The sequence below is a fragment of the Agaribacterium haliotis genome, from assembly GCF_002312815.1.
GTDB classification, from domain to species: domain Bacteria; phylum Pseudomonadota; class Gammaproteobacteria; order Pseudomonadales; family Cellvibrionaceae; genus Agaribacterium; species Agaribacterium haliotis.
Genome location: NZ_NKQJ01000006.1, coordinates 241,560 through 255,422 on the forward strand (window position 1 = coordinate 241,560; position 13,863 = coordinate 255,422).

The 13,863-nt window shown below is 49.4% G+C and carries 10 protein-coding genes; 8 read left to right on the plus strand and 2 right to left on the minus strand.

What is annotated here, in order from left to right:
• Positions 1-29 precede the first annotated feature (29 nt).
• Complete coding sequence (locus CFK45_RS09195) at positions 30-2,273, minus strand: hypothetical protein (protein ID WP_143247537.1); 2,244 nt, start codon at positions 2,271-2,273, stop codon at positions 30-32.
• A 622-nt stretch (positions 2,274-2,895) separates the two neighbouring features.
• Between CFK45_RS09195 and CFK45_RS09210 the strand changes: the two genes are divergently transcribed.
• The 7 genes from CFK45_RS09210 to CFK45_RS09240 all read left to right on the plus strand — a co-directional run bounded on the left by CFK45_RS09210 (position 2,896) and on the right by CFK45_RS09240 (position 10,047).
• A complete protein-coding gene (locus CFK45_RS09210; RefSeq protein WP_096086150.1) occupies positions 2,896-5,376 on the plus strand; it encodes a cation:proton antiporter in 2,481 nt (826 codons plus the stop codon).
• A 101-nt stretch (positions 5,377-5,477) separates the two neighbouring features.
• On the plus strand, positions 5,478-6,959 hold the full coding sequence (locus tag CFK45_RS09215; RefSeq protein WP_096086151.1) for an MATE family efflux transporter: 1,482 nt from the start codon (positions 5,478-5,480) through the stop codon (positions 6,957-6,959).
• 55 nt (positions 6,960-7,014) lie between these two features.
• Positions 7,015-7,377, plus strand: a complete 363-nt coding sequence (gene folX / locus CFK45_RS09220) for a dihydroneopterin triphosphate 2'-epimerase (protein WP_096086152.1) — start codon at positions 7,015-7,017, stop codon at positions 7,375-7,377.
• Between the two features lie 23 nt (positions 7,378-7,400).
• Positions 7,401-8,111: a GTP cyclohydrolase I FolE gene (folE, locus tag CFK45_RS09225; RefSeq protein ID WP_096086153.1), complete on the plus strand. Its 711-nt coding sequence runs from the start codon at positions 7,401-7,403 to the stop codon at positions 8,109-8,111.
• Positions 8,108-8,830, plus strand: a complete 723-nt coding sequence (folM, locus tag CFK45_RS09230) for a dihydromonapterin reductase (protein WP_096086154.1) — start codon at positions 8,108-8,110, stop codon at positions 8,828-8,830. The genes folE and folM overlap by 4 nt, the downstream gene beginning before the upstream one ends.
• A 16-nt stretch (positions 8,831-8,846) precedes the next feature.
• Positions 8,847-9,293: a thiol-disulfide oxidoreductase DCC family protein gene (locus tag CFK45_RS09235; RefSeq protein ID WP_096086155.1), complete on the plus strand. Its 447-nt coding sequence runs from the start codon at positions 8,847-8,849 to the stop codon at positions 9,291-9,293.
• Positions 9,283-10,047, plus strand: coding sequence for a Rossmann-fold NAD(P)-binding domain-containing protein (locus CFK45_RS09240; protein ID WP_204378438.1), 765 nt, complete (start codon positions 9,283-9,285; stop codon positions 10,045-10,047). The genes CFK45_RS09235 and CFK45_RS09240 overlap by 11 nt, the downstream gene beginning before the upstream one ends.
• Before the next feature lie 47 nt (positions 10,048-10,094).
• On the opposite strand, the gene CFK45_RS09245 is transcribed toward CFK45_RS09240, so the two are convergent.
• Positions 10,095-11,993 carry a choice-of-anchor I family protein gene (locus CFK45_RS09245; protein WP_096086157.1) on the minus strand — a complete coding sequence of 633 codons (1,899 nt, stop codon included), beginning with the start codon at positions 11,991-11,993 and terminating at the stop codon, positions 10,095-10,097.
• 221 nt (positions 11,994-12,214) lie between these two features.
• Between CFK45_RS09245 and CFK45_RS09250 the strand changes: the two genes are divergently transcribed.
• Positions 12,215-13,630: an APC family permease gene (locus CFK45_RS09250; RefSeq protein ID WP_096086158.1), complete on the plus strand. Its 1,416-nt coding sequence runs from the start codon at positions 12,215-12,217 to the stop codon at positions 13,628-13,630.
• Positions 13,631-13,863 lie beyond the last annotated feature (233 nt).

The window sequence follows — 13,863 nt, forward strand, 5'->3', positions numbered from 1 at the left end:
ATTTTTTAGCACTACTTATTTAGCACATTTTAATTACAACCAATCGCCTGAGTTGATACAACAATATCGTCGACCCACATTTCAACACTATGGTTGCTAAAGCTGTGCCAGCCAAACATTGCGTAACCCATTTTATCGGCAAGCCAGTTTGCGCTGACGCTGTCGACATGCCAATCGGATGCGCTGCGCACGGCGTTTACTTCTTCACCGTTTAAGTACATAACCATGCTGTCGTAACCACCGCTGGTGCTCAGTGGGTTTAAGTGCGCTTCTATGCAGTACCACTCGTTCACCGGGGTTGTCGGGCCGGAATACCAGCGCTCCATCGTTGGTGAAATAGCATCGCTATTGGGCACCACATTAAAACCAAGGTGGCCTTTGCCCTGGCCGATACGCGCTTCGTTATTGGCAGAAAAAGAGCTGTTGTCGGCGCCGCCCTCGTACTGTTTAACACCCATCATATGCTCGTGGTTGTCGCTGGCATCGCTGCCGATGGCGATATCCATATAGAACCATGCGCGCATATAAATCTCGCCGGGGTTTTCCGGCAGGCGTTTAACAATTTGAGCCGGGCCATTGCCGCCAACTTTAAGCGCCATGCTGCCGCTGCGCGCTTGCTGATTGTCGACCAGCGCGTAGGTATTGCCGTTGCGGTTGTTGTTGCCATTGGGCACATAACCAACAAAGCTGTGCCAACCGGCGGGCACCGTATCTAAGCTCTCGCCTTCAAAGTCCATGCTGAACAATACGCCGGGGCCGTCGCTGCCACCGCCCGGTGGCGCTGTCGGCATAGCGCTAGGCACAGGGCTTGGAATTGCCGAAGGTGTCGGGCTTGGCTGCGGCATCATCGACGGTGTTGGCTCGGGGCTGGGCTCGGGCTCGCCGGGCTCAAAATCACCACAGCCAATTTGGCTGCTGCTTAATACCACATCGTCGATATAGGCGTGGCGCGCTTTGGCATCACCGTGGTATTGCTCAAAACCAACAAACACTTGCTCAAAGCGCTCGGGGCCATACCACATCGAGCCCTGAGTTTGCGGATTAAGGCACTGCCCGCCGCCACCGAGCATGCCGATATCGTCAATGCGCTCGCCGTTTAACCAGTATTCAAGCTGATCGGCTTCGGCATCAAAGTGCCATTCAAGGCAAGACCAGGTTTCATGCGGCATGGTGAACTCAGAGGTCAAGGCGCAGTCGGTGAGCCAGTCGGTCTGGCCGTCGCTATTGTTGTCGAGCCAGGTATCGTAGTTTGACATCAAGCGGTCACCCGGGCCGCGGCCCTGCACACGGTAGCGGTACATGACATTGGTCTGCGCCGGCGCGCCGCTGGCGACCTTGGGTTTACCTTCGGCCTGCACAAAAGTGAAATCGCCGGCCTGGCCCTCAGGTTTGTCGAGCCAAAACATCATGCGCCCGTAGTGCGCCTTCTGAAACTCTGGCCGCTGATCGAGCTTGTAGCTGATGACATTGCGATTGTAGCCGCTGCCGCGCGCGTTAACTTTTAAGGCTTGGCTGCCGCTGTAGCTGCGTTCGTTGCTGATCATCGTCAAACCTGCAGCCTGCCAACCGGCTGGCGCCGTGCCCGAGGCCTGCTCAAAATCTTCACACAGCATCGACTGCGTATCGCAGTTTAACGGCCCGGGGGCATCGGGTGTGGGGCTGGGCTCAGGCGTCGGTGACGGGCTGGGCTCTGGTGTTGGGCTCGGCTCCGACGTCGGCGACGGGCTGGGCTCTGGTGTTGGGCTCGGCTCTGGCGTCGGTGACGGGCTAGGTTCAGGCGTTAGGCTCGGCTCAGGAGTCGGCGACGGGCTCGGTTCTGGTGTTAGGCTGGGCTCTGGTGTCGGCGACGGGCTCGGCACGGGTGTCGGGCTGAACTCGGGTTTTGAGCTCGGCGCCGCGCTGGGCACGGGGCTGGGGAAAACAATTGGACTCTGCTGCGGGGAAGGCTGCACAGACGGAAGCGGCAGCGGCGATATCTGCGGCTCAGAGCTCGGCGTCGGCATGGGCGTCGGCTGAGTACTCGGTTGCGGGCTCGCTTCGGGCGCCGACGATGGAAAAACGATCGGGCTGGCTGTTGGCGAAACTTGCGGAGACGCTTGTGGCGATGCCACGGGTGAAAGCTGCGGTGAAGGCGCAGGCGACAAACCGGGCCCAACAGGCGCAGAACCTGCTGCACTTCCGCCGCAGGCACTCAAGCTAAAAGCCGCAGCCGCCAGAGCGGAATAAACGACGGGCTTTGCAGTAAAAAATGTGGTGAATCTGGTGACAGGCACTCGGTATCCCTCTATCGATATAAACAGCCAACGCCCGGGCCAACAAGAAAACTCGGGCCGCATCAAACTAAGCGTGGGAATGGCGTCAAAAATAACCTATAGAGGGAATGCATACATTGTCGCGAGTCACAGCCTGCGAAGCAAAAACGCTTTTTGCTGAAAATAAAAACTGCGCAGCGCAACAAAAACTAAACAGGCACAACCAAACAAGCACAGTTAAACAAGTACAGCCAGCATCAGATAAAAGCATGAGCCTTAAGCAAAACCCAATACAAAAGACTGATCTTATTTGCACTCCCCTGATCGGCCTTTCGCTGCAACAGTAGCGTCACACACAAATAATCAAACACAACTTAATATTGTGTTTTATAGTAATTCCGGTCAGCTCGACCCGGGCTGCACTTCAATGACAGCGAGTCATAACAACGACTAATTAAAACAGGTAATGGCAGCGGATCATGCCAGCGGAATATTTACCGCAACAGCCGTTAGTAAATTAGGCCATTAGGCTTACATAAAAGCCGCTAAAAGCTGCGCAACTTTTTATTCGTAGCATTTTACTCGTAGCTTTTAACCCATAGCCTTAAACACGTAGCTTTTAACCCGTACAAGGACGATTTTGATGCACGTTGACGCAGGGGTATTACTGATTTTAACCGTTGTAGTTGCTTTGTTTGTTGGTGTACTTACCCGCCACGTACTTAAACAAAGCCACCTGCCCTACACCGTCGCCCTGCTTATTATCGGCCTGCTTGTTGGCCTGGTTGAGCGCTTCTTTTACAGTTCAGGGCCAAGCTCACCGTTCCAGCAGTCGGTCGACTTTCTCACTCAGCTAGACCCGCATTTAATTTTATTTGTGTTTTTACCGATACTTATTTTTGAATCGGCCTTTTCTATTGAAGTGCATTTATTTCGCCGCCTATTTTCTCAACTGTTAGTTTTAGCGGTTCCGGTATTTATTGTTGCAACCATCGCCACCGCGGCGTTTGCTTTTTATTTTTTACCCGTCGAATGGAGCTGGCCCGTCGCTTTATTATTTGGCGCGTTAATTAGCGCAACCGACCCGGTTGCGGTGGTTGCCTTGCTCAAAGAGGTGTGCCCACGCAAGCGCCTTGAAACTTTGATTGAAGGTGAAGCGCTGTTAAACGATGGCACTGCGATTGTGTTATTTAGTTTATTTGTCACCCTGCTTGCAGCAGATGCCGGCTCAAGTTCGCTTTTATCTGTCAGCGGCAGCTTTATTTGGGTGGTCTGCTTAGGTTTTGTCAGCGGCTTGGCAATTGGTGGCCTGGCACTGATGTGGATAGGGCGTGTATTTAATGACCCGCTGCTCGAGATCTGTATCAGCATAGGCACGGCGTATCTGGTTTATTTTGTCGCCGAATATGTTTTACACGCATCGGGCATTGTTGCCCTGGTCACCGCCGCGCTATTATTTGCCGGCATAGGCCGCACGCAAATATCGAGCGAAGTTGCCGAGTTTATGCACAAGTTCTGGGAACTGATGGCCTATGTTGCCAATACCCTGATTTTTCTTTTAGTTGGCGTACTTATCTCTAAGCGCATAGATTTAGGCTCACCACAACTGTGGTTTGCGCTGTTTGCGCTCTATATCGCCCTACTAATAATTCGTGCGGCATCAATAGGCCTGTTTTTACCCGTGCTCAAACGTATAGGCATAGGCATTAACCGCGATAAAACCCTGGTGTTAATTTGGGGGGGCTTGCGCGGCGCCGTGGCCTTGGCACTGGCCTTAAGTTTGGTTCAAAGTAAGTTGCTCGAGCCCCATATCGCCGATCAGATTTTGTTTTTATGCGCCGGGGTAGTGGTGTTAACCCTGCTTATTAATGCTACCTCTATGGTATGGCTATTGCGCAAGTTGGGTCTCGACAAACTGCCGTTGGCCAAACAGGTAACCTTAAACAAAGCCCGGCAACAGCAGCAGTTTGAACTCAATACGTTTATCCCCCAATTACAGCAAGAAGAGTTTTTAACAAACGCCGACTGGGCCAATATTTATAAAGACTATTGCGGTGAAGCGCCCGATGAAAACGCTGAAATACCATCGCTCCATACTGAAGACAAACAAGTAGTAAGCGCCAGCGAAGACGAAATACTGATTGCTTACGAGCGGCGCCTGCTCGAAGCTGAACGCAAAAATTACTGGATCCAGTACCACGAGGGGCTGTTAGATAGGGAATCGACACAACACCTGATTGAATCCATAGAACTTGCGCTGGACGGCAGGCCAAAGCTGCACCCGCGAGAAAAGCTTGATGAGTACTGGCAATTGCCTTTATTTTCTCGCCTGAGTAGAAAGTTTAAACTGCTCGATAAGTTTGTGCTTGCTTTATATTATCGGCGTATGTCGCTGGGTTATGAAATCACCTGTGGTTTTTTACGTGCCCAACTCGAGGTTCAAAACTACGTCGACAAACTCGCCCCAAACGCCGCTGCGGTAAAGCTGGTTAATGAAAAAATCCAGCGCAATATTAACGACGCCCACAAACGAACAGCATTGCTGCGCGATACCTTTCCCGAACTGATAGGCGAACTTGAAAGCTCATCTGCGCGCTGTTTGGTACTGCGTCGCAAACGCGCCATCGTCCAGCGCCAGCTTGATCACGCCGTGCTCGACAAAGCTGAAGCTCAAAAGATGATCGACGATATCGAAGCGGAGCTGGCGAAAAACCGCAGCAAGCACGCACATTTTTCCCTGGCTCCGGCATCTGAGCTGCTGCGCCAGCAGGCTTTTTTCCAAGAGCTAAGTAACGAGCTACAAAACAAACTAACACGCTTAGCTAAACACCGGGTATTTAGCGCAGGCGATAGCATCTTACATTTTGCTGATCACTCCGGTTCTCTTGTGTTAATACTCCGAGGCAACGCCGAAATACTGACGCCACGCGGCGAAAAACAGCAATTGTTAAAACCCGGCAGTTGGATCGGCGCCGAAGCTATTATCGATGGTGAACTGAGTTATTCGCTTGTCGCCTGTTCACCTGTCGACTGTTTAAGCTTACCCGGTTCCGCGCTTAAGCAGCTAGATGAAAAACACTACAACGAGTTAAAAAGGCAACTTAAAAAACTAAGGCTTCCATAGAAGCCTGCCTACGCAGCTACTACAAGCACACTGATCAAATCGAAGTCGAGCCAGCAAAGGCTGGCTAGTTTGGCGCTATCGCAATTGGGTTGTATATATCTATGACTGGTAAAAATGCACTGCAACAACAGCCTCAACAACAACTTCAACAACAACGTCAAAAACAGAAGCAACATCTATTTTTAAACGGATCTATCGGCAAGGCGCTCTACAGCTTAGCCCTGCCAATTATTGCCGCGAATATTCTGCAATCGTGCTATCAGTTTACCGATGCTTTCTGGGTTGGCCGCTTGGGCTCATCGGCTGTGGCAGCGGTATCTGTTAGCACACCGGTTACTTTTTTATTAATTGCGATAGGCTCCGGCCTGGCGATGGCCGGCACAACTTTAACCTCACAATATATGGGCGCGGGCCAAGGCGACAAAATCAATCAAGTAGCCGGGCAAACCCTGTTAATGGTGCTTGCTTTATCTATTGTATTAGCCGCGCTCGGTTGCTTACTCGCGCCACATATATTAACGCTGATGGGTGTGGATGCCGATGTTTACAAAGATGCAATTAAATTTATGCGTGTATCGTTTATTGGCGTGGTCTTTGTTTTCAGCTTTTCAATGTTTCAATCGCTAATGCGCGGCGTCGGCCATACTACGGTGCCGCTGCTGATTGTCTTATTTACCGTGGTGCTTAACCTTATTCTCGACCCATTGTTTATTTTTGGTTACGGGCCTATCCCAGCCTACGGCGTTGAGGGCGCTGCTTTGGCGACTATTGCCACACAAAGCCTGGCCGCTGTTGCCGGCATTGTTGTTATGTTGCAGGGCAAATACGGTATACGCCTGCGCCTAAAACACTTAGTGCCGCAGCCGCAATATATGAAAAAAGCAGTACTGTTGGGGTTACCCGGCTCACTTGAATTATCAACTCGCAGCCTGGGTTTGATGCTGATGTCATTTCTGGTGGCAAGCATGGGCACGATGACCATTGCCGCCTACGGCATCGGCGCCAATATTATTCAATTGGTTATGATTCCAGCGATGGGCCTGTCTATGGCCGTATCAACTTTGGCGGGCCAGAATATAGGCGCAGGCAAGCTGCGCCGCGCCGAACAAATTACCCAGCTGGCCACACTGTACGGTTTTTTAATGCTCACAGCTGTAGGAATTATTGCCTACATCTTTGCAGAAAAAATCCTTTGGTTTTTTGTTCCCAACGAAAGTGAAGTCATTGAGCAGGGCGCGCATTTTATCCGGGTCATGGCGCTGTCGTGGGGTGGCATCGGTATTCAGCTGTGTATACTCGCGGCATTCCGAGCCTCTGGCAATATGGTCAATGCAATGGTGTTGGCCATGGTATCGCTGTGGCTGCTGCGCTTTCCTTTAGCCTATGTATTATCCAAACACACAAACCTGGGTGAAGAAGGCCTGTGGTGGTCCTTCCCGGTTTCAAACATTATCACTGCAATTATCGCCCTTGCCTGGTTTGCACAAGGTAGCTGGAAACACACCGTGTTGATTGATGAGCAACAGCAGCAGAGCATGAAAACCACCGACGAAATCCTCTGTGAAGAAGGTTATCGACACTAACCAAATCATCTACTTTCCCTTGGGCCGCGTATAAGCAGCAGCCCAAGGAGATTCTATGCCTCTTTCAAACGCCATCATTGAGATTAAACAGCTGCGTCTTCGCACCTTTATCGGTTTCAACCAAGAAGAGCGAAACAAACAGCAGGATGTTGTTATCAATATTGAAATTCACTACCCGGTGAATGCGCAGATATTTGAAGACAAAGTCGAAGCGGCTCTGAACTACAAGACCATCTGTAAAAATGTAATCGAACATGTCGAAAACGGTAAATTTTTATTGCTCGAAAGGCTCGTCGCTGACGTACTTAAAATTTGCCGGCAAGACAGCAGCGTCAGTTATGCCCGGGTCAGTATCGACAAACCCCACGCCCTGCGCTTTTCCGACTCGGTCAGCTTAACCCTGGAACACCGCAGCTGAGTTATTCAGCAAGGAGCCCATTTATGTCATTTGAAACCACAGTCAGTGAAACCAAAGCCAGTCAAGTCATACACGAACACGCCCTGATGGTTCGCCAGGCGCTAGCAGAGCACGGCTTAGAAACACCAATGCAAAGCCAGGTATACAGCGAGAATGAGCAACAACTTAACTTAAGCCATCAACAAAAGTATCAGCGCATTAAAGCTATGATGAGCGAAGTTTTAGTTACTCTGGGCCTGGATCTTAAAGACGACAGCCTTGCACAAACGCCGCACCGTATCGCCAAGATGTATGTTGATGAGATTTTCTCAGGTCTTGATTACGCAAACTTCCCCAAGCTGTCTCTTATCGAGAATAAAATGGGCGCGGATGAGATGGTAAAAGTCAGAAATATTAATCTAACCAGCACCTGTGAACACCATTTTGTTGTTATCGACGGCACAGCCAAGGTTGCCTACATTCCAGAACAGCGCATTATTGGCCTGTCAAAGATCAACCGTATTGTCGATTTTTTTGCACAGCGACCTCAGGTGCAAGAGCGCCTGACCAGACAAATATTAGTTGCCTTGCAAACCCTGCTCGGCACCGAAAACGTCGCCGTGAGCATCGACGCCAAACACTACTGCGTAAAAGCCAGGGGTGTGCGGGACAGCAGCTCACAAACCAGTACGACTGCTTTAGGCGGCTGCTTTAAAGATAATATTCACACCCGCGCAGAGTTTTTAAGCCCGTGAACAAACACAGCAGCATTGTTATCAGTGGCGTGGGTCAGCGCCTGGGGTTTTTTCTCGCTCGAGCCTTTTTAAACGAGGGTTACCACGTTATTGGCACGTATCGAAAACAGCGAGATGAACTAAAACAATTAAGCTGCCTCGGCGCGGAACTGTACTGCTGCGACTTTTATATCGGCGATCAAGTCGACGGTTTTATTAGCGCTGTACAAAAACAGCATCAACAACTTCGCGCCATTATTCACAATGCTTCAGAGTGGTTAGATGACAGGCAGCCCTGGTTTGAAGTTATGGATAAAATGATGAAAGTGCACGTCAGTAGCCCTTTTCAAATATCCATGCAGTTGGCGCCATTATTACAAGCCAGCGACAGCGACTTTGCCGATATTATTCATATCAGCGACTATGTCGCCAGCACCGGCAGTAAAAAACATGCTGCTTACGCTGCAAGTAAAGCCGCTGTTGACAATCTGAGCTTATCGCTTGCAGCCAAGTTTGCACCAAAAATCAAAGTTAACAGTATTGCCCCATCACTCATTCAATTCAACAACGACGATGGTGAAAATTACCGCGAAAGGACTCTAAAGAAAAGCTTGATACCGAGCGAAGCGGGCTATGCTGAGATAAAAAACAGCGTGTCGTATTTACTTGGCAGCGCGTATATCACCGGCTCCATCGTAACGGTAAACGGCGGTCGCCATATATGCCGGCAAAGCTGTTAAACTTATAGGTTTTTCCATGTCGTTGAATTCAGACAGACACGTAGATCAAATAAAAGCGGAGCTAACCATCTTCTTTGATTCACAGTGCCCACTGTGCGCCATTGAAATAAACGAGCTAAAAAAAAGAGATACAGAACAAAAACTTGATTTTGTTGATATATTCTCTAAAGGCTTTGCCAGCGACTATAAACAGATAGACAAAAAACAAGCACTTCGCATCTTACACGGGCTAACAGCAGACGGACAGCTCTTACTCGGCTTAGACGTTAGCCACCGAGCCTGGTCTTTGCTTGGTAACGCTCGCCTTACTGGCTTTTTACGCTGGCGGCCAATTCGCCCCTTAAGTGATGCAGCCTATCGATTTTTCGCCAAACACCGCTACAGTATTTCAGCTTTGTTAACCGGTCGCTCCAGAACAAAAAAATGCAATACATGCGCAAGGCCAGATAACCGTGCCCGCTAGTTTAGTAATCGGAGCATCAAGCAGCATCGCAACCGCACTCATTGCTAAGCTTCGCGCTGACAGAGGGAACAAGTTCAGCAAAAACAATGTCGACAACAGCGAACCATATTTAGTTTGCATCAGCCGCCAGCGCTTAAAAATACATCATCCGGGTGAGATTTTTTTACACTGTGACTATAGCGAAAGCAGCATAAGCCAGCTATGTGACGAACTTTCCGAGCAAGGATTAGTATTTGAACAGGTCTTTATATTTAACGGCGTATTACACAAGCACGATTTTATGCCCGAAAAACGTCTGCAAGATATAACGACAGGGCAACTAATCCAGAGTTTTTCTGCAAACACGCTGATACCACTTTTGTGCTTAGCTAAACTTGCACCGCTATTAAAATCATCGCCGCATCGATCTCTGCCAAAGATTACTATCGCCGTGCTAAGCGCGCGCGTGGCGAGCATAACAGACAACCAACTCGGTGGCTGGTATAGCTATCGGGCAACAAAAGCTGCATTAAATATGGCATTAAAATGCGCCGCCATTGAGCTTAAGCGAAGCCATAAAAACGTAAAACTTATTGCCTTTCACCCAGGCACAACCCAAAGCCCTCTTTCACAACCCTTTCAAAAAAACGTCGCCGAAGGCAAATTATTTCAACCCGAGTTTGTTGCCAATCAGCTACTGGAGATATGCAGCAAAAGCAAGGTCGATGGAAAGCTTAGTTATTTAGACTGGAATAACAAAGAGATTCCGTGGTGAAGCGGAAAAAATGGGCGCCAAAGGCGGCGCCCATAACAAGCTTAGTTTTAGTCCGCACTGTGAACAATGCTATCAATCTGAAAAATAGCCGTCGTACCGCTGACCTCATTGCCAACAAGTAACAGAGCCTGATTATTTGGGCTATCTGCAGCCGGGATAAAATGAATGCTTTCGGGGCCCAGATCGCCTGCCGCAGAAAAATCACCTTCATCAACAAGCGCCTCGATATCAACATCGTGATTTCGAGTCGATACAAACTGCACAAACTCAGCCGCTTCCGGGTTACTAATATCGTAAACCATCAGTGCGCTGACACGCTCAAGACCAATAAACGCATAGGTTTTGCCATTTAAATTGGCAATTTCAATCGCTTCAGGCTCAGGCCCCTTGTCGTCAGACCTGTCGTCGCTGCCATTTTCATCGTTGCTTGCATTAAAGCCATCAAGGCCGAGACGAGCTGCACTAATGCGCTCAAAATCGCTGCCGCTATTATAAACCAGCGCTCCCGTTTCACCGTTCCAAATACTGAACGAGCGCGTGCCATAACTGTAGAGCGCACTGTAAGTACAGCTGGCATTTGGCTGGCCCGTATTTTTCAAGCTGCTATCGTCGTCGCAGTCAACGCCCATATCGGCGACGATTTTTAGACGGCCAAGAAAACTGTTATCGGCCAGTAAATCTATGCTGCTGGCGTAGAGGCCCATGTTCTCGAGCTCAACACTCGCACCCGCCTCATCGGCATCAACAATATCTTTGAAGCGAATTTCATCGAGATAAAACAGGCAATCACCGTCGTCAAAGTCAAAACCACCCGCAGCCGAACAGGTATCTTCATCGTCACTGTCGCTTAAATATTCGCGCGCATCGCCTTCGTTAGCGGTAACAACATAGGTCATGCCATTAAATTCATAACTGTCGATGGAGTCGGGCATAAATAAACCGCGCACAGGCCAGTTGCGAATATTGACACCTCCGTCTTTATTGCTGGCATCAAGCTCGTTGCCGAGCACTTCGTGAGCGACGTAACCCAACGCTAAAATCGTATCAATACTGTCGTTGCTTAAATCGAGCACAGCAAGTGCATTATTTTCCTGTAGGGCCACCCAAGCTGTCTGGCTATCTGCGCTAACAGTGATGTATTCAGGTTCCAGGTCCTGAGCAACTGATGCGGCTTTTGCAGATATACGCACATCTTTAGCTAAATCGTCTTCCCGGCTTGCACCTTTATTAAACTCAACAAAACTCAGCTGCGTAAGGTTTGCCTCACTGAGAGACTCCACACCGGCGCTGATATCAATAATCGTAATACTGCCTTCAGGGTCATTGCTGTAATCTCCATTGGGTTCACCTTCATTGGCCACCAGGACTTTTTTACCATCCGGGGTAAAGGTCAGCATGTCGGGCAGCGCACCGGCGGGCACAGCAGTAATAAAACTGCCGTCGGTTTTATAAAAAGCGACAAAACCTTGATCCTGTTTAACAGCGGCTTCAACTGCAACCGCAACAACATCGCTATTGACCGCCAAGCTATTGGCAGCACCAAAATCTTCTTCACTGAGCTCGCTATAAAATGCAGCAAGATCGCTCGTTAATTCTAAAGACGTCACCAAGCTTGGCGCGGCAGGATTCTTAATGCTGAGCACATCGACTTTGCCAGAGTTGGCGTTGACAACAAACGCCTGCTCACTGCCAGCGTCGTAACTGACAATCTCAGCAGCCGACTCGTCAAATTCACCCGTTGCATAACGACCGAGAAACTTAAGTTGAATCAAACTATTTTGCGCATCTTTGCCCGCTGGACCCTGGGCCCCGGTTTCTCCCTGGGCCCCGGTCTTGCCTTGATTTTCTTCTTGCTCAGAGTCTTCATTGCTGTCAAAACCTCCGCAAGCACTCAAAGCAGTGACCACTGCCAAACTTAAAGCCAATTTTTTAAAATCTAAGTCCATGTCGTTTTGTCTTCTTTAGTTTGATGATGCGCGACATTCTTTCCGCGCCAAATGACAGTATCGCTACATTTTTATGTCACAAAGATGAAAAACAACAACAAGCAAAAGCTTAAGCCCGCGAGCCGGTGGTATCATAAGCCATGCGCATACATTAGCCATTAAAGGGCCTAATGCTGACTTAAACGCATCAATGGCAGTAATTATTTTCTTAAGGATTAGAAATGTCGGCTAACAGTGAAATAAAACATCAAAAAGACGACGCTAGCCCCTCTGCCAAAACCGTCGGCACCCTTGGCGCGATGAGCATAGGCATTGGCGGCATGGTTGGCGGCGGGATTTTTGCTGTACTCGGGCTCGCTGCAAGCATGGGCGGCGGCGCAACGCCGTTGGCCTTTCTAATCGCCGGTTGTGTGGCGCTGTTAAGCGCTTACAGCTACGCAAAACTTTCGGTGGCCCTGCCGAGCCGAGGCGGCACCGTTATTTTTATAGACCGGGCCTTTGGTGTGGCTTGGTTTTCTGGCACGATAAATAACTTGCTGTGGATAAGTTACGTTGTCACTTTGGCGCTGTACTCGGTTGCTTTTGCAAACTACGCATTGACCTTTTTCCCCGACATCAATGGCAATGATAAAAGCTTGTTTTTACACGGGCTAATTAGTTTAGCTATTGTTGTACCCACCTTACTCAATTTATTTAGCGCTGAGCTAATCAGTAAAACCGAAACAGCTGCCGTTGTTTTTAAACTCGCCATCCTCGCCCTTATTATTGTGGTTGGCATCAGCGGTGTCGACAGCAGCCGTTTTGCCGCGAGTGAGTGGAAAACATTCCCTCAAATTGTTGCTGCGGGCATGATTATCTTTGTCGCCTACGAAGGTTTTGAGTTAATCGCCAACGCCGCTGAAGATGTACGCGATTATAAAAAAACGCTGCCAAAAGCCTTCTACGGTTCAGTAGTGCTGGTAATTTTGCTGTATGTGCTTATCGCCATAGTCACCGTTGGAACACTTAGCGCCGCCGATATACAAAAGTACGCCGACTTTGCCCTGGCCGTTGCTGCAGAACCTTCACTTGGCCACGCGGGTTTTGTGCTTGTCGCTGTTTCGGCAGTACTCGCGACCTTCTCTGCAATTAATGCAACGCTCTACGGCGCCGCTCGCTTGAGTTACGTTATCGCCACCGAAGGCGAACTGCCGGTATTCTTAGAGCGGAAAGTGTGGAAACAACCGGTGATGGGCCTGCTGATCACCGCAGTGCTTGCATTAATACTCGCCAACGCCTTTGATTTGAGTAGCATCGCAACCATGGGCAGCGCCGGTTTTTTGTTGATTTTTGCTGCGGTGAACGCCGCAAATTTTTGTTTAGCTAAGCAGGTCAACAGCAATCGCGCTTTAGCCTGCCTCGGTGTGGCCGCGTGTTTGATCGCACTTGGCGTACTTATATGGCAGAGTTTACAAACACAGCCGTGGCAATTAATGACCTTAGTTGTAATGCTTTTAGCGGCGGGCCTTATTGAAGCGCTATACCGACTTAGCGGCAAAACTCACCACTACCGAGCTAAGTTTCATTCCAGACACAAACTTAAAGCCAGTCACGCTGCAAAAACTAGAGAAACAAAAGCTGATGGCGATTCGGGCTAAGTCTTGTTTAAGCTAAGTCTTGTTTAAGCTAAGCCCTGTCCATATCAAAAGTGATATAAACAGAGCCTGTGTGCCTTAGGGCCTGCTAACACTAATTAAATGCACTCTGTTGCGCCCCTCATTCTGCTATCAAGGCGTTTGGAGCGCAGTTTGGTTGTTCCAAATAAGCGACAAACAACACAGAGAGCGGGATGAGGGGCACAACCCGAAGGGCTGGGCCTGAATATCCGCCC